At 67.9% G+C, this 25,307-nt stretch carries 30 protein-coding genes; 7 read left to right on the plus strand and 23 right to left on the minus strand.

The features are described 5' to 3' along the window. Positions 1–31 precede the first annotated feature (31 nt). Entirely contained in the window at positions 32–1,102 is a 1,071-nt protein-coding gene (locus tag FHS00_RS01520; RefSeq protein ID WP_183469188.1) for an alcohol dehydrogenase family protein, read from the plus strand. Between the two features lie 86 nt (positions 1,103–1,188). Here FHS00_RS01520 and FHS00_RS01525 read toward each other — a convergent pair whose 3' ends face one another. Beyond that, positions 1,189–1,785: a TetR/AcrR family transcriptional regulator gene (locus tag FHS00_RS01525; protein WP_183469190.1), complete on the minus strand. Its 597-nt coding sequence runs from the start codon at positions 1,783–1,785 to the stop codon at positions 1,189–1,191. Between the two features lie 120 nt (positions 1,786–1,905). Here FHS00_RS01525 and FHS00_RS01530 point away from each other — a divergent pair, with 120 nt between their 5' ends. Further along, complete coding sequence (locus FHS00_RS01530; RefSeq protein ID WP_183469192.1) at positions 1,906–2,856, plus strand: SDR family oxidoreductase; 951 nt, start codon at positions 1,906–1,908, stop codon at positions 2,854–2,856. A 105-nt stretch (positions 2,857–2,961) separates the two neighbouring features. Next, positions 2,962–3,480: a hypothetical protein gene (locus FHS00_RS01535; protein ID WP_183469194.1), complete on the plus strand. Its 519-nt coding sequence runs from the start codon at positions 2,962–2,964 to the stop codon at positions 3,478–3,480. Between the two features lie 631 nt (positions 3,481–4,111). On the opposite strand, the gene FHS00_RS01540 is transcribed toward FHS00_RS01535, so the two are convergent. After that, on the minus strand, positions 4,112–4,390 hold the full coding sequence (locus tag FHS00_RS01540) for a metal-sensitive transcriptional regulator (protein ID WP_183469196.1): 279 nt from the start codon (positions 4,388–4,390) through the stop codon (positions 4,112–4,114). Between the two features lie 148 nt (positions 4,391–4,538). On the opposite strand from FHS00_RS01540, the gene FHS00_RS01545 reads away from it, so the two are divergent. Together FHS00_RS01545 and FHS00_RS01550 are read left to right on the plus strand one after the other, a co-directional pair. Beyond that, positions 4,539–6,890: a heavy metal translocating P-type ATPase gene (locus FHS00_RS01545; protein ID WP_183469198.1), complete on the plus strand. Its 2,352-nt coding sequence runs from the start codon at positions 4,539–4,541 to the stop codon at positions 6,888–6,890. Positions 6,891–7,145: 255 nt separating this feature from the next. Then, the gene (locus FHS00_RS01550) at positions 7,146–7,451 is read left to right on the plus strand and encodes an SHOCT domain-containing protein (RefSeq protein WP_183469200.1); all 306 of its coding nucleotides are present in this window, start codon (positions 7,146–7,148) and stop codon (positions 7,449–7,451) included. Between the two features lie 131 nt (positions 7,452–7,582). Here the strand turns inward: FHS00_RS01550 and FHS00_RS01555 are convergent, their stop codons facing one another. From FHS00_RS01555 to FHS00_RS01615, 13 genes are all read right to left on the minus strand, one after another. Beyond that, a complete protein-coding gene (locus tag FHS00_RS01555; protein WP_183469202.1) occupies positions 7,583–8,245 on the minus strand; it encodes a hypothetical protein in 663 nt (220 codons plus the stop codon). Positions 8,246–8,401: 156 nt separating this feature from the next. Beyond that, positions 8,402–9,895: a multicopper oxidase family protein gene (locus FHS00_RS01560; protein WP_183469204.1), complete on the minus strand. Its 1,494-nt coding sequence runs from the start codon at positions 9,893–9,895 to the stop codon at positions 8,402–8,404. Positions 9,896–9,969: 74 nt separating this feature from the next. After that, positions 9,970–10,311, minus strand: a complete 342-nt coding sequence (locus FHS00_RS01565; protein ID WP_183469206.1) for a hypothetical protein — start codon at positions 10,309–10,311, stop codon at positions 9,970–9,972. Positions 10,312–10,410: 99 nt separating this feature from the next. Next, positions 10,411–10,869, minus strand: coding sequence for a c-type cytochrome (locus tag FHS00_RS01570; protein WP_183469208.1), 459 nt, complete (start codon positions 10,867–10,869; stop codon positions 10,411–10,413). A 65-nt stretch (positions 10,870–10,934) separates the two neighbouring features. Continuing rightward, positions 10,935–11,858, minus strand: a complete 924-nt coding sequence (locus tag FHS00_RS01575) for a c-type cytochrome (protein WP_246390901.1) — start codon at positions 11,856–11,858, stop codon at positions 10,935–10,937. A 2-nt stretch (positions 11,859–11,860) separates the two neighbouring features. Further along, on the minus strand, positions 11,861–12,526 hold the full coding sequence (locus FHS00_RS01580; protein ID WP_183469210.1) for a cytochrome c: 666 nt from the start codon (positions 12,524–12,526) through the stop codon (positions 11,861–11,863). Between the two features lie 32 nt (positions 12,527–12,558). Beyond that, entirely contained in the window at positions 12,559–12,879 is a 321-nt protein-coding gene (locus FHS00_RS01585) for a hypothetical protein (protein ID WP_183469212.1), read from the minus strand. Between the two features lie 181 nt (positions 12,880–13,060). Continuing rightward, positions 13,061–14,407 (minus strand): dihydrolipoyl dehydrogenase family protein, encoded by a 1,347-nt coding sequence (locus tag FHS00_RS01590; RefSeq protein WP_183469214.1) that lies wholly within the window; start codon positions 14,405–14,407, stop codon positions 13,061–13,063. A gap of 49 nt (positions 14,408–14,456) precedes the next feature. Beyond that, entirely contained in the window at positions 14,457–14,819 is a 363-nt protein-coding gene (locus FHS00_RS01595; RefSeq protein WP_183469216.1) for a hypothetical protein, read from the minus strand. Between the two features lie 4 nt (positions 14,820–14,823). Then, on the minus strand, positions 14,824–16,239 hold the full coding sequence (merA, locus tag FHS00_RS01600; RefSeq protein ID WP_183469218.1) for a mercury(II) reductase: 1,416 nt from the start codon (positions 16,237–16,239) through the stop codon (positions 14,824–14,826). Positions 16,240–16,249: 10 nt separating this feature from the next. Further along, on the minus strand, positions 16,250–16,486 hold the full coding sequence (gene merF / locus FHS00_RS01605; protein WP_183469220.1) for a mercury resistance system transport protein MerF: 237 nt from the start codon (positions 16,484–16,486) through the stop codon (positions 16,250–16,252). Further along, positions 16,483–16,779 carry a heavy-metal-associated domain-containing protein gene (locus FHS00_RS01610; protein ID WP_183469222.1) on the minus strand — a complete coding sequence of 99 codons (297 nt, stop codon included), beginning with the start codon at positions 16,777–16,779 and terminating at the stop codon, positions 16,483–16,485. Before FHS00_RS01610 ends, merF begins: the two co-directional genes overlap by 4 nt. A 17-nt stretch (positions 16,780–16,796) precedes the next feature. Continuing rightward, positions 16,797–17,195 (minus strand): mercuric transporter MerT family protein, encoded by a 399-nt coding sequence (locus tag FHS00_RS01615; protein WP_183469224.1) that lies wholly within the window; start codon positions 17,193–17,195, stop codon positions 16,797–16,799. 73 nt (positions 17,196–17,268) lie between these two features. Between FHS00_RS01615 and FHS00_RS01620 the strand changes: the two genes are divergently transcribed. Together FHS00_RS01620 and FHS00_RS01625 are read left to right on the plus strand one after the other, a co-directional pair. Further along, entirely contained in the window at positions 17,269–17,700 is a 432-nt protein-coding gene (locus FHS00_RS01620; RefSeq protein WP_183469226.1) for a MerR family transcriptional regulator, read from the plus strand. A 248-nt stretch (positions 17,701–17,948) separates the two neighbouring features. Beyond that, positions 17,949–18,722 carry a potassium channel family protein gene (locus FHS00_RS01625; RefSeq protein ID WP_183469228.1) on the plus strand — a complete coding sequence of 258 codons (774 nt, stop codon included), beginning with the start codon at positions 17,949–17,951 and terminating at the stop codon, positions 18,720–18,722. Here FHS00_RS01625 and FHS00_RS01630 read toward each other — a convergent pair. The 8 genes from FHS00_RS01630 to bioB form a co-directional block, all read right to left on the minus strand. Beyond that, entirely contained in the window at positions 18,719–19,078 is a 360-nt protein-coding gene (locus tag FHS00_RS01630; protein WP_183469230.1) for a YigZ family protein, read from the minus strand. The two genes, FHS00_RS01625 and FHS00_RS01630, sit on opposite strands and share 4 nt — an antisense overlap. Before the next feature lie 6 nt (positions 19,079–19,084). Then, a complete protein-coding gene (locus FHS00_RS01635) occupies positions 19,085–19,681 on the minus strand; it encodes a Crp/Fnr family transcriptional regulator (RefSeq protein WP_183469232.1) in 597 nt (198 codons plus the stop codon). A gap of 174 nt (positions 19,682–19,855) precedes the next feature. Continuing rightward, positions 19,856–20,641, minus strand: coding sequence for a methyltransferase domain-containing protein (locus FHS00_RS01640; protein WP_246390904.1), 786 nt, complete (start codon positions 20,639–20,641; stop codon positions 19,856–19,858). Next, complete coding sequence (locus FHS00_RS01645; protein WP_183469236.1) at positions 20,638–21,249, minus strand: pimeloyl-ACP methyl esterase BioG family protein; 612 nt, start codon at positions 21,247–21,249, stop codon at positions 20,638–20,640. Before FHS00_RS01645 ends, FHS00_RS01640 begins: the two co-directional genes overlap by 4 nt. A gap of 4 nt (positions 21,250–21,253) precedes the next feature. Next, positions 21,254–22,537 carry an adenosylmethionine--8-amino-7-oxononanoate transaminase gene (gene bioA / locus FHS00_RS01650; protein ID WP_183469238.1) on the minus strand — a complete coding sequence of 428 codons (1,284 nt, stop codon included), beginning with the start codon at positions 22,535–22,537 and terminating at the stop codon, positions 21,254–21,256. Then, positions 22,534–23,163 (minus strand): dethiobiotin synthase, encoded by a 630-nt coding sequence (bioD, locus tag FHS00_RS01655; protein ID WP_183469240.1) that lies wholly within the window; start codon positions 23,161–23,163, stop codon positions 22,534–22,536. Before bioD ends, bioA begins: the two co-directional genes overlap by 4 nt. Then, positions 23,160–24,317 (minus strand): 8-amino-7-oxononanoate synthase, encoded by a 1,158-nt coding sequence (locus FHS00_RS01660; RefSeq protein WP_183469242.1) that lies wholly within the window; start codon positions 24,315–24,317, stop codon positions 23,160–23,162. Before FHS00_RS01660 ends, bioD begins: the two co-directional genes overlap by 4 nt. Beyond that, positions 24,314–25,276: a biotin synthase BioB gene (bioB, locus tag FHS00_RS01665; RefSeq protein ID WP_425486022.1), complete on the minus strand. Its 963-nt coding sequence runs from the start codon at positions 25,274–25,276 to the stop codon at positions 24,314–24,316. Before bioB ends, FHS00_RS01660 begins: the two co-directional genes overlap by 4 nt. Between the last annotated feature and the right edge of the window lie 31 nt (positions 25,277–25,307).

Below are 25,307 nucleotides of genomic sequence, written 5' to 3' on the forward strand. Positions count from 1 at the left end.
GAACAATCATTCTACACGACGGAGCAACCCGATGACACTGCCCGACACGATGAAGGCGATGGTCCTGACCGGCCATGGCGGGCTCGACCGGCTGGATTGGCGCGAGGACATGCCGGTGCCGCACCCCGCCGCAGGCGAGGTGCTGATCCGCGTCGGCGCGTCGGCGGTGAATAATACCGACGTGAACACTCGAACCGGCTGGTATTCGAAGGCCGTGCGCGGCGATACGAACTCGGCCGCAGCCACGGGCTATGACGGCGCCTCGGACGCCGACGGCGCTTGGTCTGGCGCGCTGAGCTTCCCGCGTATTCAAGGCGCCGATTGCTGCGGCGAGATCGTCGCTGTCGGCGAAGGGGTGGCCTCCGCCCGCATTGGCGAGCGGGTGCTGGTACGGCCGATGCACCGGCCCGCGGGCGGCGACGAGGACGCGCTGGTCACCTTCGGATCGGAGCTCGATGGCGGTTTCGCGGAGTTCACCACGATCGCGAGCGAACATGCGCTGCGTATCGACAGCCCGCTTTCGGACGTGGAGCTTGCCTCCTTCCCCTGCGCCTTCTCGACCGCTGAGGGCATGATCCAGCGCGCGCGCCTCGGCGCCGAGCGGGTGCTGATCACCGGTGCCTCTGGCGGAGTCGGCTCGGCGGCGGTACAGCTCGCCAAGCGGCGCGGTACGCATGTCACTGCGGTGACCAGCCCCGCCAAGGCGGACGACCTCAAGGCTTTGGGCGCCGATGCCATCCTGCACCGCGATGACGCGCTGCCCGAGGGGGCTTTCGACGTCGTGCTCGATCTCGTCGGCGGCCCGCGCTGGCCCTTTCTGCTCGAGGCGCTGGCAGTGCGCGGCCGCTACGTGACCTCCGGTGCGATCGCGGGACCGATCGTCGAGCTGGACCTGCGCACGCTCTACCTCAAGGATCTGACGTTGATCGGCAGCACCCGGCAGGACCCCCGCATCTTCACCGATCTGGTGGACTATATCGAGCGGGCCGAGATCCGGCCCGTCCTCACCGAGACCTACAAGCTGCGCGATCTGCGCGCGGCGCAGGAGGCGTTTCTGTCGAAGTCGCACATGGGCAAGATCGGGATCGAGATCGCGAACTGACGAGAGATTGCGATCCCCTCTCGCCAACGCGGGGCGTCTTCACACCAAGATGCCGCCCCGCTCATCGGCCCTGACCATGCGTGCGATCAGCCTTCCGAACCGTAATGGGCGAGGAACATGTCCACGCAGTCGGCGATGACGGCATCCGGATCGACCTCGGCCTTCGCGCCCATCAGGAACTGCGGCCAGACCAGGAAATGCTTCACCATCGACAGCAGCTGGCCAGCGGCGAAGCCCGGTTCGGCCTCGCGCAGCGCGCCCGCCTGCATCGCCTCACCGATCAGCCCTGAGATCGGGCCGTCCTGCATCGCGGCCTTGGCGAAGAAGGCCTGCGCCAGATCCTGATCGCGCAGCAGCTCCGACATCACCAGCCGGTTCAGGCCCATATATTGCTCGCCGGTCAGATGGCCGACGTAATCCCGCACCGCCGCGACCAACTGCTCGCGAAGCGGCACATCAGGCTGGAGGCGCAGCTTCGGCACGGCCGCGATTTCTTCGAGCAGGATCTCGGTGATGGCCTGAAACAGCAGCTCCTTGCTCTCGAAATGCTTGTAGAGCGTGCGCTTGGACACCTCGGCCAGCTCGGCGATCCGGTTCACCCGGGCGGCCGGAAAGCCCTGCTCGCGGAACTCCTGGATCGCCGCCTCCAGAATATCTTTTCGTTTCTTATCAGTCAGTTTCATCGTTTCCGTCCCGCCGCGCCGCAATTTTGTAAACACAGGGGTTTACACCTCCTGCTGCTTGCACCTATGTAAACACCACGGTTTACAAACGCAAGCGCTGCGGCGCCGGAGGACATCACGATGAAACATGCTCAATTCGGACCGAAGGGCTGGACGCCCGAGCTTCTCGGCAACCTTTCCGGCAAGACCTACGTCATCACCGGCGCCAATGCGGGCGCGGGCTTCCAGGCGGCGCGCATCCTCTTGGGTAAGGGCGCGGAAGTGGTGATGCTGAACCGCAGCGCCGAGAAATCCGCCGCCGCCGTGAAGGAGCTGCGCGAGGAATTCGGTGCCGCCGCGCCCGTGCGCTTCATCCGCATGGACCTCGCTGAGCAGGCTTCCGTCCGCATGGCCGCCGAAGAGGTGCTGAAGACCACCCCGCGCATCGACGCGCTGATCTGCAACGCCGCCATCGCGCAGGTGCCCACGCGCAAGCTGACGCCCGACGGTTTCGAGAGCCAGCTCGGCACCAACCATTACGGCCACTTCACCCTGTGCGGCATGCTGTTCGACCGCATCGAGGAAGCGCAGGGCCGGATCGTCGTCGTCGCCAGCCTCGGCTACAACATGGGGCTGAAGACGATCCGCTTCGACGACATGAACTGGGACGAGGGCTACGGCGCGAACACCGCCTATTCCCAGAGCAAGCTGGCGCAGATGATGTTCGCCTACGAGCTTCAGGACCGGGTGAAGGCCGCCGGCCGCAACGTCGAGGTCTATGTCTGCCACCCCGGCTCGTCCGCGACCTCGCTGATCTCGACCAGCGGCAGCCGGACGATGCGCCTCATCTGGTGGCTGATGACCAAGACGCCGATGGTCCAGACCGCCGAGCAGGGCGCCTATCCGGAAGTGATGTGCGCCACCGAAGAGGGACTGACCGAGCAGCGCGCGCTCTATGGCCCCACCGGGACCAGGGAATTCGTCGGCCCGGTGGGCCGCGGCACGCTGAACGCCCATGCTCACGACAAGCCGGTCATGGTGAGGCTGTGGGAGCGATCCGAGAAGGACACCGGTTTCAGCTGGGCCCTGTAAGGGCCTCGCGCTCCCGCCTAGGCAGCGGAGGCTGGGCCTGGGCCGATTGGCCCACCGTGCCCGCTACTCCGACCCCTGACATTGCTTCCGACGAGGGCCGAGAAAATGGACATCGTGAAAACGGCAACCGACTGGACGAGAGCCGAGATGCTCTCCTCCGCCTTCTTCATCCTTTTCCGCCTGTCCTTCCTCATGGCGAGCCTGGGGTTCTGGCAGATGGGCAAGACCGACATGGCGAGGGCCTATGTCGTCCCCATGCTGGTGGTGGGCACGCTGATCCTGATCATCGGGCTCGGCCTGTTCTTCCCCAGCCAAGCCCGGCTGACGATCTTCCCGGCGGCCTATGTTACCGATGCCGCCGGTTTCGTCGCAGACGAGATCGCGCGTGCCGACAGGGTATTGAACGAATACCGGATCGCCGCGTTCAGGGTGATCCCGCTGATCATTGCCGCCTGCGCGCTGGCGATACCGTTCTTCGAGGCCCCTATCTGGCAGGCGAGCCTGATCACGACCATTGCCATGATGGCGGTCATTCTGGTGGTCGACACCAATGCCAGTGCGCGGCTGGAAGCCTATAGGGGTCAACTCGCGCTGGCAGAGAGGTCCATACTGTTCCCGATGTGAAGCGGACGTCCGTTCCATGTGCAGCGAAAGGCCGCTCTCTGCCCTTTTTTCTGCGGGGGCGTCACAGATGGTTCAGTCATGCCACTAAACAGGGCTCAATCGCCCAATCGAATGTTACCCTCCTGCCCTTTTGCAGAAACCGTTCGTAACTCTGGCTCAGCCATGCAGACGGGCGGACCCGCACATCATCGGTCCAACCAGCTCAGCGCGCGGGAAGCAGCTTGAAGGCATGGTGGGCTACTCCCCGCGGCGAGTGACCTCAGAGGCTCCAGAAACGTGCTTCTCGGCGGCAGCGAGTTTCGTTCTTGCAAGCGACCTAACGCCTGCCGGGAACTACACGATCGCAGTCGCGCGGTGCTCCGAATGAGCATGGCTGGCCTTCGTGGCGTTTCCGCTGGCCTTCAGGCTACAGCAGGGCTTGGAAGAACTCATTCAGCTTGGGATCGCCGGCGACACCTCGAAGCCGAACGCTCGCTGCACGCTTAACTCTCACCTCTGCATCGGCTGACGACGTCACGGCGCTCGAGCATGGCTGCAACCTGCACCCTAGGCGCAATCGCGTTGGTCATCATGCAACGGCCCCGATCGAACGCGCTGCGCTAATCATCGGAGCAACGAGGCCCGGCCCCGATCAGTCGCGCGCCTTTTCAAGCAAGGCGACCATTTCGCGGAACTTGGTGCGCTGCTCGTCTTGATCGCCCGACAGGATCGCCGCCTCCATACAATGGTTGGCATGGTCCTCGATCAACAGCCGCTCCACCGCCTTCAGTGCCGAGCGTACCGCCGCGGTCTGCATCAACACGTCGACGCAGTAGCGGTCCTCCTCGACCATGCGGGAGATGCCCCTGATCTGGCCCTCCAGCCGCGCCAGGCGCTTCTGGATCGCCGCCTTGTTCTTCTTTTCCTGCATCTCGTCCGCCTCCGACCGCCGACACCATACTCCAAAGGGTTGGGTGCGAACATACCCCAGATAGGTATCTCGACCGCCTATACCCCATGGGGGTATATTTGATCATGGCGGCACCGGGTCGATGCCGTCGCAGCAAGGGAGACCTGCCATGGACCACAGCTGCCACGCACATGCGCATCACCATGATCAGCCGGCCGAAGGACTGGCGATCGACCCGGTCTGCGGCATGACGGTCGACGTTGAAACCGCCAAGCATATCTCCGAGCATGAAGGGGAAACCTTCTACTTCTGCTCGACCAAGTGCCGCGAGAAGTTCGATGCCAGGCCGGAGATTTTCCTCGATCCCGACCTGAAGGCCGCCCCGCCCGCGCGCGAGGACGTAATCTACACCTGCCCGATGCACCCCCAGATCGAGCAGGTCGGTCCCGGCTCATGCCCGATCTGCGGCATGGCGCTCGAGCCCAAGGGCATTCCCGTGACCGAAGGCCCGAGCGAGGAATACCTCGATTTCCGCCGCCGCTTCGTCCTCGGGGCGGCGCTGACGATCCCGCTCGCGATCATCGCGATGGGCCGGCATTTCGCGCCCCATGCCTTCGCCATCATCTCGGCACCGATGCTCGACTGGATCGAACTGCTCCTCGCGACACCGGTGGTGCTCTGGTGCGCCCTGCCGTTCTTCGAGCGCGGTTGGGCCTCGATCAGGAACCGCAGCCTCAACATGTTCACGCTGATCGCCCTCGGCGTCGGCGTGGCCTATCTCTACTCGGTCGTCGCCACCGTCGCGCCGGGTCTGTTCCCACCACAGTTTCGCGGCCATGAAGGCGAGGTCGGCGTCTATTTCGAGGCGGCGGCGGTGATCGTCACGCTGGTGCTGCTGGGCCAGCTTCTGGAGCTGCGCGCCCGCGAGCGCACCGGCGGCGCGATCCGCGCGCTTCTCGACCTCGCACCCAAGACCGCGCGGCTGGTGGACGAGCGCGGCGAGCGCGACGTGCCGCTCGACATGGTCCGCTCCGGGGATCGGCTGCGGGTGCGCCCGGGCGAGAGCGTGCCGGTGGACGGCGTCGTGCTGGAGGGACGCTCCGGCATCGACGAGAGCATGATCACCGGCGAGCCGCTCCCGGTCGAGAAGGCCGAGAGCGATCCGGTCACCGGCGGCTCGATCAACCAGACCGGCAGCTTCGTGATGGAGGCGCAGCGCGTCGGCGCCGACACCATGCTCAACCGCATCGTCGCCATGGTCGCCGAGGCGCAGCGCAGCCAGGCGCCGATCCAGAAGCTCGCCGACAAGGTCTCGGGCTACTTCGTTCCGGCGGTGGTCGGGGTGGCGATCCTCGCCTTCGTGGTGTGGAGCATCTTCGGCCCCGACCCGGCCATGGCCTTCGCGCTGGTCTCCGCCGTGTCGGTGCTGATCATCGCCTGTCCCTGTGCGCTGGGCCTCGCCACACCGATGTCGATCATGGTCGGCGTCGGCAAGGGCGCGGGGCACGGCGTGCTGATCAAGAACGCCGCCGCGCTCGAACGCTTCGCCGCCATCGACACGCTGGTCGTGGACAAGACCGGCACGCTGACCGAGGGGCGGCCAGCGCTGGTCGAGGTGGTGGCCGAAGGTATGGCCGAGGACGAGTTGCTGGGCCTCGTGGCGGCGCTCGAGGCACAGTCCGAGCACCCTCTGGCCCGTGCCATCGTCGAGGGCGCATCGGCGCGCGGCATCATCCTGCCCGAAGTCGAGAGCTTCGACAGCACCACCGGCAAGGGCATCTCGGGCCGCGTCGGAGGCCGCAGCATCGCCATCGGCAACGTCGCGATGATGCGGGAGGCGGGGGTCGACATCGCGCACTTGTCCGAGCGGGCCGATGCCGCGCGGAGGAAAGGGCAGACGGCGATCCTCGTCGCCGTGGATGGGCGTGCGGCCGGGCTGGTGGCCGTGGCCGACCGGATCAAGAAGACGACCCCCAAGGCCATCGCCGCGCTGCATGACGAAGGCCTGCGCATCGTCATGCTGACCGGCGACAACGAGGTCACCGCCCGCGCCGTGGCCGCCGATCTCGGCATCGACGAAGTGATCGCCGAGGTGCTGCCCGCCGACAAGCAGGCGGCGATCCGCAGGCTGCAATCGGAGGGCCGCACCGTGGCGATGGCCGGCGACGGGGTAAACGACGCCCCTGCCCTCGCCGCCGCCGATGTCGGCATCGCCATGGGCACCGGCGCCGATGTCGCGGTCGAGAGCGCCGGCGTTACGCTGGTGCGGGGCGACCTGACCGCCTTGGTCACGGCCCGTCGGTTGAGCCGCGCCACGGTGCGCAACATCAAGCAGAACCTGCTCTTCGCTTTCCTCTACAACGGCCTCGGCGTGCCGGTGGCCGCCGGGCTGCTCTACCCGTTCACTGGGCTGCTGCTATCACCGGTGATCGCGGCAGCGGCCATGAGCCTGTCTTCGGTGTCGGTAATCGGCAACGCGCTGCGCCTGCGCGCCGTGCGGGTGGGCTTCGAAGCGGACTGAACCATCCATCGCACCGTCGGAGCCCTCTCCGGCGGTGCCTTTGCGTGGCTGAGGAGCTAGTAGTTTAGCTGTCCCGGGCAGACTTCTCTGAGGACATCGTGCCTACGGTAGAGATCTTGTCCGGCTGAGCGGGCATCAAGTCGATCATGTGCTATTCGGCGGAAACCCGATCGACAGCGCGCTTGACGCAGATCAAGGCGTCAAGGTCGCGCTGCTTCCATGGTGCATGGCATAACTCGAACCAAGGAGGGTGCCATGACCCGTCTCATATCCGGCCTGCTGTTGAGCCTGCCCGCGACCACCGCACTCGCCGACCCGGACGGCTACGGGCACATGATGGGCTGGGGCAGCGGCGGCTTCGGAATGATCTTCGGGCCGGTGCTGTGGCTGATCGTTCTGGGCCTCGTGGTGGCAGGCATCATCTGGATCGCCCGCCGCATCGACGAAGCCGCGCCGCCGCGACAGCAACCGGGCGCGGTTGCCGAACTCGACATGCGTTTTGCACGCGGCGAGATCGACGCAGAGGAATACGCCTCGCGCAAGAAGCTGCTGAGCACCTGAGGCGCGGCTGACGACCTGATCGAGAGGGCCGCAGCGGAGACCGAAACGGGCGCCTTGGGGCGCCCGTTCGATTCCCGTACGCCGATCGCATCGGCGCGGATCGCGGTCGAGGATGAACGGCCCCTCACCGCCTAATGCGCGGGTGCGACGCCGAGCGTGCCGGGTGCATCGACCGGTGCGCCATGGCCATCGACCGCGTGGTGCCCCGAGGCATCGTGCGCCCCGTGATGGCCGTCGGCACCCTCATCGCCATGGGCCGAAGCTGCCGGCGCGCCATGATGCCCAGCGCTGGCCGGCAGGCTCTCCGCGTAGGCGCGCAAGCCGAGATGAAACACCGCCGCGAAGGCGAGACCCGCCACGATCATCATGAGCCAGCTCTTGCGATGCAGCACATAGCCTTGGCGAATCGCAAAGGCGAGCGAGGAGATGAAGACCCCGATCGGCGCGCTGTAGCTGGCAAAGAGCGGCGTGTCGTAGAAATGCTGCGCGGCGCCGGAGACCATGCCGATCCCGATGGCCAGAAGCAGCGACACCAGCACGTATTTCAGGACGTTGTCGCCCAAGATCCCGGTCTTGAAGAGCACCTCGTTGAGATAGGAGCCGAACGCGAACAGCGCGGCGCCTACGGCCATGAGGGCCAAGGCATAGGAGCGCATGTCCGGCTGGGCGGCATGCACGATTGAGCCCGAAATCAGGCCCATTCCGAGGAACATGCTGAGATAGGAGAAGTAGGGTTTGAACACCTCCCAAGGCGGGGTGAAAGTCACTTCGTTGGGTTGGGCATTTACCGACATCTGGTCGACGCTTTCGTTGTGCTTGAGGTTTGACTATTGCCCCGGCCTCGATGTCGAAGCCGGTTGTTCACGCGGGACCACTGGTCGCCGCGCGGGTTTTCATGAAGAGCTCTGGTGGGACGCCGGCGGCTCCGGAGCGGGCAGCCGGCGCGGCCCTCAGCCCGCCGTGACCGCGAACTCGGTCATCATCCCCGAGGCGAGGTGCGGCATCTGGTGGCAATGCAGCATCCAGCGCGCGGCCTCGCCCGCGTCGAACGCCACGGTGACGGCGGCCATCGGCGGCACGTAGACCGTGTCACGCACCGCCCCCGAGAAACGCTGCCCGTTGGTCGCGACGACCTTGAACACATGCCCGTGCAGGTGCATCGGATGCCCCATCGACGACATGTTGTGGAAGGTCAGCTCGACCCGCTGGCCGCTGATCGCCGAGACCGGCCGGTGCTCGCTCCAGACCTTGCCGTCGATGGTCCAGACATAGGGCTGCATCTGCCCGCCGAGCATGACCATCGGCGCGAACTCCGCCGCCCGCTCGCTCAGCGGCTCGAGGGCGCGGAGCGCGCGCTCCTGCGCCATGTCGAGGTCGAAGGCCGGGGCGGCGGTGGGCGCGATGCCGGGGATCTTCTCGACGGATGCCCCCTTGCTCGCCAAAACGAGGCCGGTCCGCTCGCGTGCGCCCTCGCGCAGTGCGAGGATCGGGAAGGCGCCGCCCGAGGGCAGGTCGATCTCGATGTCGAGCCGCTGCGCCATCGCCGCGCCGAACCGCCGGCCCGGCAGCGGCTGCACGGCATGACCGTCGACCGCCACCAGACGCGCCTCGAGGGCGCCCGTCTCGATCCAGAACGTGGTCGCCGCCGCGGCGTTGATCACCCGCAGCAGCACCCGGCCGGCGGGCTCGACCTGCACCACCTCGGGGTCAGACAGCGTGCGGTCATTGGCGAGATAGGCGTCGAAATCGTAATCGTTCAGATCGGCGGTCATCGGCATTGAGCCGTGATCCATCCCGGCCATGGCCCTATGGTCCATGCCGGTCGCGCTGCCCGTGGCGCCGTGATGCATCCCGGTCATGCCCCCCATGCCGGACATGCCGCCATGATCCATCCCCTGCATCGCCATGCCGGAGGTGATCTCCTCCATCACCTCATCCGGCGACTTGAAGGCAAAGTCATGCAGGAACATGACCACCTCCTGCCGATCAGCGGCGAGATCCTCGGCGCGGCGCACGATCAGCGGCGCGGCAAGCATGCCGAGTTCCTGCGTCGGGATATGGCTGTGCATCCAATGAGTGCCCGGCAGCGGCGCGAAATCGTAGTCGCGGCTTTCGCCGGCAGCGAGCGGCGGCATCGGCATGTTGGGGACGCCGTCCTGCACGTTGGGCGGGATCTGTCCGTGCCAATGGATCAGCGTCTCGACGTCGAGTTGGTTCTCGAGTCGCACCGCGAAGCGCTGGCCGGGGTCGAGCGTCAGGCCGGGACGGCCATCGGGGCCGAGAAGCCCCATGACAGACGCGGCGCGCCCGTCGATGTCGAGCGTGCGGCGCGTCGCGCGCAGGGCGAGCGGTGCGCCCTGGCTCCGGGCAAGGCCCGGCAGGGAAAGGGTCGCGGCCATGGCCGCGCTGGCGGCGAGAAAGCCGCGACGGGAAATATGGGTCATCTGTCTGTCATCCTGGCGGCAAAAAATGCCGCGCGTGAATAATCCCGGCAGGCCGGGGAGGAACACGGAAGGTGTCAGACGATCTCGGGCGGATGCCATGGCGGCATCGGCACACGCCCGCGCATGGGCAGGCTTGCCGGCAGCGCCGGGCCGCCATCGATGCGTGCAAGGCTGCGGAACCCCTCGGGGCCGGCAGCGACGGAGCGCTGGGCGAGGCACATCAGCGCGCAGGCCGCATCGACCGTAGTGTCGTGATGGCCCTTGGGCGTGTGGGTCGGCGCGTGCGTCTCGGCATGATGGGCGACGACCGGCGCCAGGTCCGTCGCACCACCCTCGCCACCCCAGCTCGCCAACAACAGCAGCATCATCCCGATCAGGGCGGGCAAGGCGGCGAGGAGGCGGATTCGGCGGGTCATGTCCTGATCACAAATGGCAGGTCCCGCGCTCGACGCAAGTGGTCACGCGCAGGGCCGCGGCGGCTTCGGCGCCAAGTCGCGCGCTTCACCGCCGCGTGATCAGTCGATGCCGTTCTCACGCTGCAGCGCGCGCACATAGGCCACCACATTAGCGACATCGGCCTCGGTCAGCCCCTCGATCGGAGGCATGTCCCCGAAATCCCAGTGATGCGATCTCACGCCGTTCTGCACGGCGGCGAGAAAGGCGTAATCGCCATGGTGGCTGGGCTCGTAGGTCTTGTGGACCAGCGGCGGGGCGACGCCGTTCTTTCCGGCCGCGTTCGCGCCGTGGCAGTCGGCGCAGACGCTATCGAAGGCGCGCTTGCCCATTTGCACCTGATCGCCCAGCGCGGCCGGGAGAGCCACCTGCATGATCGGCGCGCCCTGCGGGATTTCGGAGGTATCGGGCGGGGTCATGGAATGGCCCCCCATGCCCTCTTCATCCGGGGTCGCGGCGATCCACAGCAGCCCGCCCGCGAGAATGACACCTGCGGTGCCGAGAATGATCGTCTTGTTCATCTGTCCGTCTTTCGAATGTGTTCGGCCCGGCGCACCGATGCGCGCCAGAGCGGTCAGGTTGCCGCTCAGCGAAGCTGTGCCAGCGCGTCGGGATCCGAAGGCACGGGTGCTGCATCGAGCAGATAGGTGGCGATGGCCCGCCTGTCGGCCTCGTCGAGGAAGCTGGTGCCCTGCTCCACCACCTCGGCCATGGAGCCGCCGAACACGTCGCCCGACGGGGTGATCCCGGTCTCCAGAGCATAGGCCAGCGCGCTCGCGGTCCATCCGTCCTCCTTCAGATCGGCGGCGCGGATCGACGGCGCGGCGGACCCGCCCGGCAGATCGTCATTGCCACCGAAGCTGTCGGCATCGAGCCCGCCAAGGAGGCCGCGCCCGGTATGGCAGGCGCCGCAATGCGCCGCCCCCTCCACCAGCTCGCGTCCCCGGTTCCAGTCGTCCGAGCGGCCAAGCACCGGCGCGCTCTCGGCCTCGAGGAGCGCGGTCGCGCGCCAGAGCTTCAGCCCGGAACGCATGCTGAACGGAAAGCGCATGTCGTTTTCGCCGCGCGTCTCGGCCACCGGTGGCACGGTGGCCAGCGCCGCCCAGAGATCGGCGATGTCCTGATCCGAGAAACCGGCATAGAACTCGAAGGGAAAGGCCGGGTAGTAGGGCTGACCCTCGGGCGAGATCCCCTCGCGCAGCGCGCGGGCGAGGTCGTACTTGCTCCAGCCGCCGATGCCATGGGTGAAATCCGGCGTGATGTTGGGCGGCACGAAGCTGCCGAACGGCGTGTCCAGCGGCGCGCCACCCGCCATCGCCGGTCCCTGTGCCGCGGTATCGGTATGGCAGGCCACGCAGCCCGCGGCCCGCGCCAGATAGGCCCCGCGCCGGGCATCGCCATCGAGCGTGATCCGGGACGCATCTTCCCCGATCGGCCATGCGCGCAGCCCGGCATAGCCGCCACCCGTCAGCGCAGCCAGCAGAATGACACTTCTGAGCAATCCCCGCATGTTCAGCTTCCCGACCGGAAGCGACCATGACAGGCCGCGCAGGTCTCGCCGATCATGCGGAACACTTCGCTCGCCGCCATGGTGGCATAGTCGGGCGCCGTCGCCACTTTCGCCTGCGTGGCTGGCATGGCTTGGACGGAGACGGCCTTGCGCGGCTCGAGCCCGAGCAGCTGTGCCACCGAATAGGACGCGCCGGGTCCGGAGGACGGCGGCTTCGCCTCGCCCATCTCCATGCCGGCATGTCCCTTCATTCCGCCCATCTCCATTCCGGAATGGGCGTCCGTCTGGGGGGCGGTCGCGTTCGGCGCGGCGCGCACCAACCCCTCGGCATGGCGCTGCAGCTCCTCGGCAAGCGCGGCGAAATCCTGGGGCGCGGCCCAGACCGCCTCCTTCGCGAAGGATGCGCCGCCCCCGGTGCCCTCCGGAAAGAGCATCGTCATCGCCTCCCCGGCATGTTTCGCGATCGCCTGTCCCGCAGTAGCGATCGCCACCGGGTCATGCGGCGCCTCGCCGCGCATCATCGGGGTGAGGTCGCGCATCGCGTCGCGCATCGCCACCATGCCTTCCATCCGCTCGCGCACCACGCCGGTGGCGCCGTTATGCGCGACTGCCACGGCAGCGGCCATTGCCGCCGTCAGGGCGATGGCCGTCATTCTGTATGGGTTCATGTCTCACTCGCCTGTCTGGTTTGAAGAAGGGTTCAAACCAGGGGTCGTGGAGGCGGGGTGGCGATCCGGAGGATGTGGCTCGATCCCGGCCGAGACCGGAGCACGGGCGACAGACGCCGCGCACCTGTCATACGGGCCGGAAGCACGAGGCTGTCCGCCATGCTCAGGGCGTTGCATCGCAGCCCCGTATGGCAGCCGGCCTTGGAATGGGAGGGCTGGTCGCGATGCGGCTCTTCGACACCGATGCCGGCCGGGCTGGCATGGGTATGCCCGGTTTCGAACGCCATGGTGCCGATAAAGAGCGAAAGCGCCACCACGAGCCGAACGAGAAGATGAAGCATCGGGATCTTCATGAAGGCGCTCGGCACTCTCGCATGTCCTCGGATCCTGCTCGCTATACCCCATCGCTGGCCGCGCCGAAAGCACGTGCCCTTCCGCGCGCGGTCGCAGGGCGGCGAACCGCCCACCGGGCTGCCCCGACACGCGTTGGCGCGCAGGTCGGCCCGTGGACGTCCGTGGCGATCTTTGTCCCCGTCAGAACATCGAACCGACATCCGAAGCGGCCGTCGGATAGGCGGCGGGCATCGACTTCAGCTGCTGCGAGGTCAGGCCGAGCTTGATCGCCAGCGAGAAGAAGTTGATCAGCTCGGCATATTCCGGTCCGAACAGATGCGCGCCGAGGATCGTGCCGTCCTTGCCGGTGATGATCTTTGCGCCCGCATGGCTCTCGCCAAGCCGCTTCTGCGAGAACCAGCCGGAGGTATCGGTGAACGACACCTCGACCTCGCCTGTTTCGCGCGCTTCCTCTTCGAGCATGCCGACCCGCGCCAATTCGGGGATGGTGAACACCACGCTCGGCACGCCGGTATAGTCCGGCTCGGTCTGCTTGCCCTTCAGCATGTTCGAGGCGGCGATCTTGCCTTCGAACACCGCCACCGGGGTCAGGGGCTTGCCCGGCGAAGCGGCGGCGTCGCCCGCGGCGAAGATGCGTGGGTTGGACGCGGATTGCAGCCAGGGCGTGACCTTCACACCGCCACGCTCGGTCTCGATGCCAGCCGCGTCGAGGTCGAGATGATCGACGGCCGGCACCCGGCCGGCGCCGTGAACGACGAGATCGGCGTCGATGGCGCGGCTCTTGTCGCCCTTCTTGTAGGTGACCCGATGCGCGCCGCCTGCCCCCTCGATCCGCTCGGGCGTGGCCTCGGCCACGATCTCGATCCCGGCGGCGCGGCTACGGTCCAGCAGCATGTCGACGAGGTCGGGGTCGAACATCTTGAGCTGTCGCGCACCGCGGTCGAGGATCGTCACCTCCGCGCCCGCACGTGCCGCGATATGCGCGAATTCGAACGAGATGTAGCCACCGCCGATGAAGACGATGCGCTTCGGCAACTCTTTCAGGTTCAGGAAATCGGTGCTGTCGATCGCCCGATCCGCGCCGGGGAACTTCAGCGGGCGCGGCTTGGCCCCGGCAGCGATCAACGCGTGGCGGAAGGCGATCTCGCCATGGCCGTCAATCTCGATCCGGTCATCGGCAGTGAAGCGGGCGCGACCGTGCAGCGTGCGGACGCCTGCGTCCTTCAGCCCATCCTCCATGCTCTCGGGCACCGGGTCGGTGAAGCTCTCCTTGTGCTTCATCAGCGCGGGCCAATCGATCCGGGCCTCGCCCGCGACGCCCTTGTCGGAGAGCAGCCGCGCGGCGTCGGCCGCTTCGGCCCCGGCGCGCAGCATCTTCTTGGGGTCACAGCCCCTGAGCGCGCAGGTGCCCCCATAGGGCAGCTCGTCGACGATGGCGACGGACCAACCCGCCTTGGCGCATTTCTTGGCAGCGGCGATTCCGGCCATGCCGGCGCCGATGACGATGAGATCGAGGGTGTCGGTCATGTCGTGTCCTTAGTCTCGAGATGAAAGGCCGGGCCGCCGCCCGCGCGGCTCAACGATAGCGGCCCAACAATCGTTCACTGCCCCACCAGATCGCGGCCATGCCGCCCCCTATGATGAGGCCGAGCCAAAGCCAGCCGCTGTCGCCCAACGGCACCAGCCCGGTGCCGTGGCCCAGCACCGGCAGGATCATCGCCAGCAGGAACGGCCCGGTGTAGCGGCAATGCACCCGGCCACAGCGCCGCGCGTTGAACATGCAGGCCCCGCCCATCCAGGCCAGAGCCACCACCCAGATGGCCGTCTTGAGACCATCGGGCAGCGGGATCGCCAGAAGCATCGCGGCGAAGGGCAGCCACCATGCCAATACGCTGCTGCGCAGCGTCCCAAGGAGATCGTTGGTGGATCTGTCGGTCATGGCCTCACCCCGCGCAGCATGAGAGTGCGGCGACGTCCTTCTCGAAGGTCTGCGCCGCGAGCTTCAGCCCTTCCACGGTGGTGAGATAGGGCATGATGGTGTCGCCCAGCTCCTCGTAGGTCAGCCCGGCCCTCAGCGCCATCGCCGCGGTCTGGATGCTGTCGGCACCCTCCGGCGCGAGGATCTGCGCACCCAGCAGGCGCTTGGTCCCGGCTTCGGCCACCAGCTTGATCAGCCCGCGCGTGTCCCGCGCGGCCAGCGCGCGCGGCACGGCATCGAGCGGCAGCACCGATGTGACGACCTCGTGCCCCTCGGCCTGCGCCTGCGCCTCACTCAGCCCCACGCCCGCCACCTGCGGGTCGGAGAACACGACCCAAGGCATCAGGCTGTTGTCATAGGCGCGCTCTTCCCCGGCCACGGCGTTGCGGGCGGCGAGCTTGGCGCCGTAGGCCGCCATGTAGACGAACTGGTCGCGCCCGGTGACGTCGCCCGCGGCCCAGACCCGCTCGTTGGCGGTGCGCATAAGAGCGTCCACCCCGATGCCACCGCGTGCATCCACCGCGATCCCGGCGGCGGCGAGGTTCAGATCGTCGCTGTTGGGCACCCGCCCCGTGGCCAGCAGCAGCCGTTCGGCGCGGAGCGGTTCCGCTCCGGTCACCTGCAGATGCACGCCGTCCGCGTCCTGTGACACGCTCTCATAGCCTTCGACTCGCGCCAGCCGGATGCCTTCGTCCTCGAGGTAGCCCTCGAGCGCCCGGGAGACCTCCGGCTCGGCTTCGGGCAGCACGCCACGACGGCTCACCAGCGTGACGGCAACACCGGCGCGGGCGAAGATCTGCGCCAGCTCGACGCCGATATAGCCCGCACCCAGCACCAGCATTGAGGCGGGCAACGCCGTCATCTCCAGCGCCGATGTGCTGTCGAGCGTCTCGACCGCCTCGATGCCGGGAATCCGCGGCACATGCGGACGCGAGCCGGTGGCGATGATCATCCTGGCCGCGGGGAAGACATCGCCGTCGACGGTGAGCTGACCATCCGCGTCGAACCGCGCGCGCCCCTCGATGTAGTCGATGCCCTCGTAGCGGCTCAGCACGTCGGCATATTTGGCCCCGCGCAGTTCCTCGACCAGCGCCTGCTTCTGCGCCACGGTCGCGGCCCAATCGGTGATACGGGCCTCCGCCTCGAGGCCATCGAAACGGCTGGCGGCGCGGGCGTGATGCAGGCTCTCGACGGCGCGGATCAGCGCCTTGGACGGGACGCAACCGATGTTGACGCAGGTGCCGCCGATGGTGCCGTGGCCGATCAGCGCCACGCGCGCCCCGGCCTCGGCCGCGGTGATCGCGGCGGAGAAGCCGGCCGAACCGGCGCCGATGACGGCGAGGTCATAGGATTTGCCCTTGGGCGTGCAGCAGTCTTTCATGATCTTCCTTTCAGCTCCGGCCACGACGCCAGAGCGCGTAGAGCGTGATGCCGATGAACACGGCCAGCGCCGGCAGCAGCACGTAGTCGAGCCAGCCAAGCACGGCGGACAGCCCGACCACGCCGAACAGCACCACCAGCAGCGGCGTGAAGCAGCACAGCGCCAGGATCACCGTGCCGATCAGGCCGAATTTCAGCAGACCCGATCGGTCGGGCTGGGTCTCGGGAGGCTCGTGCGGCCCGCTCACGACCCGGTCTCCGGCGACAGCGCCGCGCCGAAGCCGACGCCATTGACCGCCGAGATGATCTCCTCGGGGCCGGTCACGGCATCGTCGTAGCGCAGCTCATAGGTGCCGTTCTCGGAACTGCCTTCGGTGAAGACCATGATCTCGACCGTGTCGATGCGCTTCAACGTGGTGGCGACGATGTAGCTGCATGACGGACAGGTCAGGCCCGTGACGTCGATCGTTGTGGCGGCCTCCTCGGCCAGCGCGCCGCCCGTCGTGAGAATCAGGGCAGCGGCAGGAATGAGCGGTCTCATGTCAGGAAACTTCCTTGTCAGAATGTCAGGATCAGCGGGGCCACGGCCGGGAAGGCCAGTGCCAGCAGTACGACGGCGGTGGCGCCCCAGAGCAGCCCACGCATCACGCCTCGGTCGATCGGGCGCGCGCAGGTCCCGCTCCCGCAGTCCTTGGCGGGCACCGGGCGATACGCGGCCCAGAAACCGTAGCCCAGCGCCCCGGCGGCGAGGCCGAAGGTCAGCCACTTATAGGCGTAGAGCGCCGTAAGCTGGCCGATGAAAACGCCTGTGACGCCAAGGCTCACGAGCACCAGGGGCAGGATGCAGCAGGAGGTCATCGCCAAGGCGCCCAGCATCCCGGCCCCGGTGGCGAACCAGCCGCCCCTCGCCTGAGGCGCAGGCGCTCCGTCCGTCTGCTCTATCTCGATCTCGGTCATCCCCGGTCCTCGTTGCCGCTCGATGACAGGCAAGGTAGGGTCTGTAGCAACTACAGGATCAAGGAATTTCTTCATGGAACGCGATCACGCTGGCGCGAGCGAGCTGCGGCGTTCGGATCTGGCCCGCCGGACCGGCTGCAATCTCGAGACCATCCGCTATTACGAGAGCGTCGGCCTGATGCCGGATCCGCCGCGGAGTGCGTCGGGGCATCGCCGATACGGACCCGCCCATGTCGAGCGCCTGAACTTCGTCATGCGCGGACGCGAACTCGGCTTCACCATGGAGGAGATCCGGGGCCTGCTGTCTCTGGTCGATCGCGGCAGCCATACCTGCGCCGAGGTGGAAGAACTCGGGCGTCATCACCTCGAAGTCGTTCAGGCCAAGATCCGCCACCTGCAGGCCATCGAGGCCGTCCTGTCCGAAACCATCTCGCGCTGCACCGGAGGCAGCGCCCCCGACTGCCCGCTGCTCGACGTTCTGACAGACCGACCGGCAGTCTCGTAGCGGCGAGCGAGGCTCGGTCAGAGCGAAGGCCGGGAGATCCGCCTGACCCGCTTGCAAGCTCAGCAACCGGAGCGCCCCTCCGGGAGGCGGATGCACAGTGCCCGGATCCGGAGCGCAGGGAAGCAGGTATCTGGTTGGGCTGCATTTTTTCGGCGCATGTTACTACGGTCGGTTGCCATGGCTCGGGCTCGACCCACCTCCTTTGCCATGCGAGGCTTTCGCCTCGAGCCGAAGATCGGAGGACGTGAATGCGCAGCAGCGCCAAGGAGATGGTCAGGGAACTCTACGAGGGCCATACGCCCCGCGCGCATCGTTTCCGCTACTGGCTGCTGGGCTTCGATCTCGTCGCCATCGCCTTCGTGATCATCACCTCCTTCATCTCCTATGGCGGATGGATTCAGCTGATCGACCTCGTCTTCGGCGCGGTGATCGTGGCCGACCTGCTGGCGCGGATCTGGATCGCCCCGCGGCGGCTGCGTTTCCTGGGCTACCCCACCACGATCGCCGACATGGTCAGCGCCGCTTCCTTCTTCGCACCCTTGGCCGGTGAGGGCTTCGCCTTCCTGCGGGTGCTGCGGACGCTGCGGCTGCTGCACATGTACCAGACCCGCGACAGGCTGCGGCAGGATTTCGATTTCTTCCGCGAGAACGAGCAGTTGCTGGTCGCAGCGACCAATCTGGGCGTGTTCATCTTCGTCATGTCGGGGTTCGTCTTCGCCACCCAGCACCGGGCCAGCGATGACATCGCCAATTATGCCGACGCGCTCTACTTCACGGTGACGGCGCTGACCACGACCGGCTTTGGCGACATCACGCTTGAAGGGACCGGCGGGCACATGATCTCGGTCGCGATCATGATCTGCGGGGTCACGCTGTTCCTGCGCCTGGCGCAGGTGCTGTTCCGGCCCAGCAAGGTCCGGCACCCCTGCCCGACCTGCGGCCTGGTGCTCCATGATCCCGACGCGGTGCACTGCAAGCATTGCGGCACCACGCTCAACATCGTCACCGAAGGCGTCGTCTAACCACGCGGCGCGGCGCGATCGAGATAGATCCGCACCGCCTCCTGAACATGGCGGAACCTGTCGCCGCCCAGATGCTTGCCGCCGAACCAGCGGGTCACCACGACTAGGTGGTCGTGCAGCTCCTCGCGCTCGAGCATGCGCAGGATGACCATGCCGGCGCCGGCCTCGCCGTCATCGGCCTTGACCGGCGTGCCATCCGTGATCAGCGCCCAGCTGTGATGCGTGGCCTTGGCGAATTTCTTGCGCCGCTGCAAAGATTTGACCAGCGCCTTCGCCTCCTCTTCGGAGCCACAGGGCGCGCCGGACACCGCGTAGCGCGAGCCCCGATCGGAGATGACGTTCTGCAGGATCTCCATGACGCCTCAGCAGCGCAGCGGCACGCCGAGAAGGCGCTGGTAATGGGCCTCCGGCACGCCGTAGAAATCCGCTGCCAGTTCTTCGAGCCCGGCGCGGTCGCGGATCACCACGCTGCCCCGCCGCGACCGCACCAGCCCGTCGCCCTCCAGCCGGTGCAGCGCCACGGTAACGCCGGAACGGCGCACACCGAGCATCAGCGCAAGGAACTCATGGGTCAGGTCGAGCTGATCGCGACCGAGCCGGTCCTGGCACATCAGCAGCCAGCGCGCGAGCCGCACGTCGATCACCGCCTTTCCGTAAGCCAGCGCGCTGTGGGAGAGTTGCACCAGCACCGTCTGCACGTAGCGCAGCAGCCGGTCGCGCAGCTCTTCGTCCGATTTCAGCGCCATGCGCAGCGCCTCGGCCGGCAGGCGCCAGCCATGCCCGCCGATCTGCATCATCGCGTCATGCACGCTCTCGGTCCCGCCCAGCAGGAGCATGTGGCCCGACATGCCGTCGCAGCCGACCAGCCCTGCCTCGACCGCGTGGCCGCCCGGCCCGCGCGCCACGACCGAGAGTATCCCCGACACCGGGAACACGATCTCGTCGATCGGATGCTCCATGCGCTCGACGAACAGGCCCTGCGGCAGATCGATGCGCTCGAGGAGCCCCGAATTGCGGATCGAATGCGATGCGGCGATGCTGTCGAGGAGCAGGTTGCCCTGTCCCGGTATCAGCCTGTCGATGGGTCCACCCTCCTCTCGTGGAAGGCGCGCGCCCCCCGGCTTGCGCGCATTCTACCGAATCCGGTGCGACGGGCCAATGTCGCCATCGCGTCTCGCGACGAGATGCACGCAATCGTAGCTCAGACCGAGCCGTCCATCGGCCAAGGCGTGCCGTGCGCGCCAGTCCGCCTCGGCCGCGCGCAGCTCGGCCCGGCCCCAGCGAGCCCGGGCATTGCCGGTGACCCCGGTGGCCCGCAGGTGGCGCAGGAGCTGCGGCAGGTCGTCGAAGCCCAACGCGCTGCGACGACGCTCGACCATGCGCAACTCCAGCCCCGGCGGCAGCAAGTCCCGCCATTCGTCGGGATCGGCGTAGAAAAGCGGCGCCGGCGCCCCGAGGGCCGCCACTTCGGCGAAGTGGCCTCGACCAAAGCCGCCAAGCAGCAACCGGCCGCCCGGTGCGAGATGCGCAGCCAGCCGCGCCAGCAGCGCACGGGGATCGGCGATCCACTGGATCGTCGCCCCGGAGGCGATGAGGTCGTACCGCCCGTCGAGGGGCAGCTCCTCGATCGGCCCGGCTAGAAACCCCTGCCGCGGACCAGGCGGCAGATGCACGGCCGCTTCGTCCACGAGGTCGTTGGCGTGAAACGTTCCGATCTCGAACCGCGAAAGCAGCGCGCGAGTGAGCAATCCGGTGCCGCAACCGAACTCGAACACGCGCTCCAGCCGGGGCCCGGCGCCGTCGGCGGCGAGCAGCTCGGCCAGCCGCGCCGCGCTCTCGGCCTGGACGCGGGCTTCGGCGTGATAGCTCGGCAATCCTCGCCGGAAGGCCCGCGCCACGCGCTCGCGCGGCGCGCTCATCCCAGCACCTCGCGCCATCCGGACCAGCGCGCGAAGGGCGCATGCGGCGCGGCCACCTCGCGCAGGGCCACGCCGTCGAAGGCGCGGCGCAAGTTCGCGGCGGGAAACACGTGGTCCTCCGTGGCGATCACGGCCGCGTCCCAGCGCATCAGCGGCGCCGCACCGCGCCGCTCCACGGCGTTGAGTTCGGCGCGCAGCGCGGGGATGTCAGGGGCCTCAACCGGCGCCGCACCCGCGCGTACCAGGAACGCGGCCAAAGTCGCATCGTCCAGCCGATCGCAGGTCCGGGCAAAGATCGCCGGCGGGATGCCGAGGCGCCGGTCGACCGGCACCGGGCTGCCGCAAAGCGCCACATGTCGGTCGAAGATCGGCTCCCTTCCGGCCTGCCAATGCGCGAAAGCGACCACGCCGAACGACCAAGCGACGAGATAACGCCGCGCGTAGCCGTCGAGCGGCGGCAGATCCGCGTCGAGATCGCGCCAATCCTCGACGAACAGCACGTCCATCCCCCGCAAATGGGCGACCGGCGCAGGTCCGGCGGCCCAGCCGCCGAACAGCACGACAACCTCCTCCGCCTTTCCGGGACCGCTCAGCCAGCGCCAGCGCATCGGATCAGAGCGCTTCGGCCAGCCGCAGCATCGCCGCGCAGACCCGGTCCAGCTCGTCCCCGGTCAGGATGTAGGGCGGCATGGCATAAATGTTGCGCCCGAAGGGCCTCAGCCAGACGCCGGTCTCGCGCGAGAGCGGATGCGCGGCATCGGCGCTGATCGCGTGATCCATCTCGATCACCGCGATCGCGCCGAGCACACGCACATCCGCCACGCCCGGCATGTCCCGCGCCGGCGCGAGCCCGGCCTCCATACGTTGCGCGATGGCCGCCACGCGGTCGCGCCATGTTCCGTCGGCCAGCAGGTCGAGGCTGGCACAGGCCGCAGTGCAGGCCAGCGGGTTGCCCATGAAGGTGGGGCCATGCATGAAAAGCCCCGGATCGCCTTCGCCGATGGTTCGCGCCACCCGGCCCGAGGCCATGACGGCGGCGAAGGAAAGATGCCCGCCGGTCAGCGCCTTGCCCAGGCACATGATGTCGGGGACGACTCCCGCGAGATCGGCCGCGAAAAGCTCCCCCGTGCGACCGAAGCCGGTGGCGATCTCGTCGAAGATCATCAGGATCCCCAGCTCGTCGCAGAGCTTGCGCGCCCGGCGCAGATATTCGGGGTGATAGAAGCGCATGCCGCCGGCGCCCTGCACCACCGGCTCCAGGATCAGCGCGGCGATCTGGTCGCCATGCTCGTGCAGCAGCCGCGACAGCGCGGCGATGCCATTGGCCTCGTCATCCTCGGGCCAGTCCTCGGCAATGGTGATCGGCGGGCGCGGCGCAAAATACTGGATGTTGAGCGCGCCTTCGAACAGGTGGTGCATGCCGTTCACCGGGTCGCAGACGCTCATCGCCTTCCAGGTATCGCCATGATAGCCGCCGCGCGGCGTGGCGAAGCGGGTCCGGCCCGGGAAACCGGCGGCGAGCTGGTGCTGCACCGCCATCTTCATCGCCACCTCGACCGCGACCGAGCCGCTGTCGCAGTAGAACACGTGGTCGAGCCCCTCGGGCGTCATCGCGACCAACCTGCGGCCGAGTTCGACCGCGGGGCGATGCGTGAGGCCGCCGAACATCACATGCGGAAGGCGGTCGATCTGGGCGTGCATCGCGTCGGTGATCGCCGGGTGACGATGGCCATGGATCGCGCACCACCAGGACGACATCGCGTCGATCATCTCGGTGCCGTCGTCGAGCGTGATCCACGCGCCCTCGGCACGCTCGACCATGTAGGTCGGCCCCGGCGCCATGACGTTGGTATAGGGGTGCCAGAGATGGTCGCGGTCGAAATCGGCGTCGGTCATGCGGTCTCCATGGCGGCGCGGATCGCGGTCATGTCGATCTGTGCAAAGCCCGCGCGCAGGCTGTCGGGCGTCAGCGGGTCGAGCCGGTCCAAACGGCCCAGATGCGGCACGTCGCCCATCTCGGCGATGGTGCGCTCCACCCGAGGCACGGCCTCGCCCGAGAAGATCACCCCCGCCACCGGCACGCCGCGCGAGCGCAGCGCCGCCAGCGAGAGCAGCGAATGGTTGATCGTCCCCAGCGCGGTCCGTGCCACCAGCACGACCGGCGCGCCCCAGCGGGCGAAGATGTCGAGAAAGGTGGTCTCGTCGTCGAGCGGCACCATCAGCCCGCCCGCCCCTTCGACCACCAGCGGGCGCGGCGTGTCGGGCAGGTTCAGCGCCCCGACATCGATCCGCACCCCGGCGGCCTCGGCCGAGATATGCGGGCTGGCGGGCAGTTCGAGCCGCACCGCTTCGGGCAGCACCGGCGCGCCCGTGAGCCGGGCAACGATCTCGCTGTCGGTCTCCTCTTCGAGACCCGACTGCACGGGCTTCCAATAGCTCGCCCCGAGCGCCTGCACGAGACCGGCCGAGATCACGGTCTTGCCGATGCCGGTGTCGGTGCCGGTAACGATGAGAGGCTTCATGCGGCGGCCTTTCGGAGATCGGCGAGATCGGCGAAGAGCGCATCTATCTCGCCCGGAGTGACGTTGGGGGTGATCGAGACGCGCAGCCGGGCCGTGCCGCGCGGCACGGTGGGCGGACGGATCGCCCGCACGTCGTGACCACGCGCCTGCAGCGCGCGCGACAGAGCGACGGCCTCGGCATCCTCACCGATGATCACCGGCAGGATCTGCGTCTCGAACAGCCCGAAGCCAGCGCGCCTAGCCGCCTCATGCGCGCGGCGAATGGTACTCCAGGCCTCGTCGCGCAGGTCGGCCCGCTCGGCCACGAGGCGCAGCGCCGCGCGGACCACGGCAGCATCGAGCGGCGAGGGCGCGGTCGAAAAGACGAAGTTGCGGGCCCGGTTGACCAGCGTGTCGATCAGCACCGGATCGGCGCAGACCAGCCCGCCCGCGGCGCCGAGCGCCTTGCCGCAGGTATGCAGGCTGACGAGATCGACCGACGCGTCGAGGCCATGCGCGCGCCCCTGCCCCCGGTCGCCATAGAGCCCGGTGGCATGCGCCTCGTCGACGACCAGAACCGCGCCGTCCTCGGCCGCGACGGCGGCGAGATCGGCTAGAGGCGCGAGATCGCCCTCCATGGAGTAGAGGCTTTCGCAGGCGATCCAGACGCGCCCCGTTCCCCCGGCCGCACGCCAGGCCTTCAGCGTGTCACGCGCGGCGTCGGCGTCGTTATGGGCGAAGCCTCGCGTCTCGGCCCGACCCAGCCGCATCCCGTCATGCGCGCTGGCATGGACGAGCGAGTCGTGGAGCACCAGATCGCCTTGCATCGGCAGGGCCGCGAAGATCGCGACGTTGCCGGGAAAGCCCGCGCCCATGTAGAGCGCTGCCGGCGCCCCGCAGAACGCCGCGGCCTCGGCCTCCAGCGCCTCGTGCTCGGCGTCGTTGCCGCGCAAGAGCCGCGAGCCGCCCGAGCCCACCGCGACGCCCCGGTCGAGCGCCGCGCGCGCGGCGTCGCGCAGCAGATCGGAGGCCGCCAGCCCGAGGTAATCGTTGGAGGCGAAGTCGCGTCCCGCGCGGGGGCTCAACGCGCGCCTGCGGCCGCGCGCGGCCAGCGCGTCGAGCGCCTCGGCGTGGCGCGCAAATCCGGGGCGGCCGCCTTGGGCCGCCGCGCTCATCGCGCCCCCGTCTCGCCGAGATCCATCGGCTCGAGGCCGAGGCGGCCGAAGAGGACCGAGTCCTTGTCCTCGCCCGGGTTCTCGGCGGTCAGCAGCACGTCGCCGGAGAAGATCGAGTTGGCGCCCGCGAAAAAGCACAGCGCCTGCGTCTCCTCGCTCATCGCGGTGCGACCGGCGGACAGCCGCAAATGCGCCTTGGGCATCAGGATCCGCGCCAGCGCGATCACCCGCACGAAGTCGATCCCGTCGACCGGTTCGGCATCGGCAAGCGGCGTGTCGGGCATCGGCATCAGCTGGTTGATCGGCACGCTGTCGGGGTGCTCCGCGAGATTGGCAAGCGCCAGCAGCATGTCGATCCGGTCCATTTCGGTCTCGCCCATGCCGAGGATGCCCCCGGAGCAGACCTTGATCCCGGCCTCGCGCACCCGGTTCAGCGTGTCGATCCGGTCAGCAAAGGTGCGGGTGGTGATCACCTCGGGATAATAGCGCTCCGAAGTGTCGATGTTGTGGTTGTAGTAGTCGAGACCCGCGCCCTTGAGCCGGATCACCTGGTCGTCGTCGAGCATGCCCAGCGTCATGCAGGTCTCCATGCCCATGGCGCGCACGCCCTCGACCATGGCGACCAGCTGGTCCATGTCGCGCTCCTTAGGGGAGCGCCAGGCCGCACCCATGCAGAAGCGGGTCGAGCCCTGCTCCTTGGCGCGGCGCGCCTCCGCGAGCACGCGCTCGACCTCGATCAGCTTCTTGGCCGGAAGGTGCGAGCCGTTGCGGGCAGACTGGCTGCAATAGGCGCAATCCTCGGCGCAGCCGCCGGTCTTGATGTTGCTGAGCCGGCTCCGCTGGACCTTGTTAGGGTCGAAGTTCTGGCGGTGCACGGTCTGGGCCTGGAACAGCAGGTCGTTGAACGGCTGGTCAAAGATCGCCTGCGCCTCGGCGCGGGTCCAGTCGTGGCGGATGATGCTGGCGTCGGTCAAGGCGGGTCCCGCTCTT

The organism is Limimaricola variabilis, assembly GCF_014195545.1.
GTDB lineage: Bacteria > Pseudomonadota > Alphaproteobacteria > Rhodobacterales > Rhodobacteraceae > Limimaricola > Limimaricola variabilis.

What these genes read in the sequence shown, in the direction of transcription:
- FHS00_RS01520 (WP_183469188.1), top strand. Translation starts at nt 32, where the DNA reads ATGACACTGCCCGACACGATGAAGGCGATGGTCCTGACCGGCCATGGC.
- FHS00_RS01525 (WP_183469190.1), bottom strand. Translation starts at nt 1,785, where the DNA reads ATGAAACTGACTGATAAGAAACGAAAAGATATTCTGGAGGCGGCGATC.
- FHS00_RS01530 (WP_183469192.1), top strand. Translation starts at nt 1,906, where the DNA reads ATGAAACATGCTCAATTCGGACCGAAGGGCTGGACGCCCGAGCTTCTC.
- FHS00_RS01535 (WP_183469194.1), top strand. Translation starts at nt 2,962, where the DNA reads ATGGACATCGTGAAAACGGCAACCGACTGGACGAGAGCCGAGATGCTC.
- FHS00_RS01540 (WP_183469196.1), bottom strand. Translation starts at nt 4,390, where the DNA reads ATGCAGGAAAAGAAGAACAAGGCGGCGATCCAGAAGCGCCTGGCGCGG.
- FHS00_RS01545 (WP_183469198.1), top strand. Translation starts at nt 4,539, where the DNA reads ATGGACCACAGCTGCCACGCACATGCGCATCACCATGATCAGCCGGCC.
- FHS00_RS01550 (WP_183469200.1), top strand. Translation starts at nt 7,146, where the DNA reads ATGACCCGTCTCATATCCGGCCTGCTGTTGAGCCTGCCCGCGACCACC.
- FHS00_RS01555 (WP_183469202.1), bottom strand. Translation starts at nt 8,245, where the DNA reads ATGTCGGTAAATGCCCAACCCAACGAAGTGACTTTCACCCCGCCTTGG.
- FHS00_RS01560 (WP_183469204.1), bottom strand. Translation starts at nt 9,895, where the DNA reads ATGACCCATATTTCCCGTCGCGGCTTTCTCGCCGCCAGCGCGGCCATG.
- FHS00_RS01565 (WP_183469206.1), bottom strand. Translation starts at nt 10,311, where the DNA reads ATGACCCGCCGAATCCGCCTCCTCGCCGCCTTGCCCGCCCTGATCGGG.
- FHS00_RS01570 (WP_183469208.1), bottom strand. Translation starts at nt 10,869, where the DNA reads ATGAACAAGACGATCATTCTCGGCACCGCAGGTGTCATTCTCGCGGGC.
- FHS00_RS01575 (WP_246390901.1), bottom strand. Translation starts at nt 11,858, where the DNA reads ATGCGGGGATTGCTCAGAAGTGTCATTCTGCTGGCTGCGCTGACGGGT.
- FHS00_RS01580 (WP_183469210.1), bottom strand. Translation starts at nt 12,526, where the DNA reads ATGAACCCATACAGAATGACGGCCATCGCCCTGACGGCGGCAATGGCC.
- FHS00_RS01585 (WP_183469212.1), bottom strand. Translation starts at nt 12,879, where the DNA reads ATGAAGATCCCGATGCTTCATCTTCTCGTTCGGCTCGTGGTGGCGCTT.
- FHS00_RS01590 (WP_183469214.1), bottom strand. Translation starts at nt 14,407, where the DNA reads ATGACCGACACCCTCGATCTCATCGTCATCGGCGCCGGCATGGCCGGA.
- FHS00_RS01595 (WP_183469216.1), bottom strand. Translation starts at nt 14,819, where the DNA reads ATGACCGACAGATCCACCAACGATCTCCTTGGGACGCTGCGCAGCAGC.
- merA (WP_183469218.1), bottom strand. Translation starts at nt 16,239, where the DNA reads ATGAAAGACTGCTGCACGCCCAAGGGCAAATCCTATGACCTCGCCGTC.
- FHS00_RS01610 (WP_183469222.1), bottom strand. Translation starts at nt 16,779, where the DNA reads ATGAGACCGCTCATTCCTGCCGCTGCCCTGATTCTCACGACGGGCGGC.
- FHS00_RS01615 (WP_183469224.1), bottom strand. Translation starts at nt 17,195, where the DNA reads ATGACCGAGATCGAGATAGAGCAGACGGACGGAGCGCCTGCGCCTCAG.
- FHS00_RS01620 (WP_183469226.1), top strand. Translation starts at nt 17,269, where the DNA reads ATGGAACGCGATCACGCTGGCGCGAGCGAGCTGCGGCGTTCGGATCTG.
- FHS00_RS01625 (WP_183469228.1), top strand. Translation starts at nt 17,949, where the DNA reads ATGCGCAGCAGCGCCAAGGAGATGGTCAGGGAACTCTACGAGGGCCAT.
- FHS00_RS01630 (WP_183469230.1), bottom strand. Translation starts at nt 19,078, where the DNA reads ATGGAGATCCTGCAGAACGTCATCTCCGATCGGGGCTCGCGCTACGCG.
- FHS00_RS01635 (WP_183469232.1), bottom strand. Translation starts at nt 19,681, where the DNA reads ATGGAGCATCCGATCGACGAGATCGTGTTCCCGGTGTCGGGGATACTC.
- FHS00_RS01640 (WP_246390904.1), bottom strand. Translation starts at nt 20,641, where the DNA reads ATGAGCGCGCCGCGCGAGCGCGTGGCGCGGGCCTTCCGGCGAGGATTG.
- FHS00_RS01645 (WP_183469236.1), bottom strand. Translation starts at nt 21,249, where the DNA reads ATGCGCTGGCGCTGGCTGAGCGGTCCCGGAAAGGCGGAGGAGGTTGTC.
- bioA (WP_183469238.1), bottom strand. Translation starts at nt 22,537, where the DNA reads ATGACCGACGCCGATTTCGACCGCGACCATCTCTGGCACCCCTATACC.
- bioD (WP_183469240.1), bottom strand. Translation starts at nt 23,163, where the DNA reads ATGAAGCCTCTCATCGTTACCGGCACCGACACCGGCATCGGCAAGACC.
- FHS00_RS01660 (WP_183469242.1), bottom strand. Translation starts at nt 24,317, where the DNA reads ATGAGCGCGGCGGCCCAAGGCGGCCGCCCCGGATTTGCGCGCCACGCC.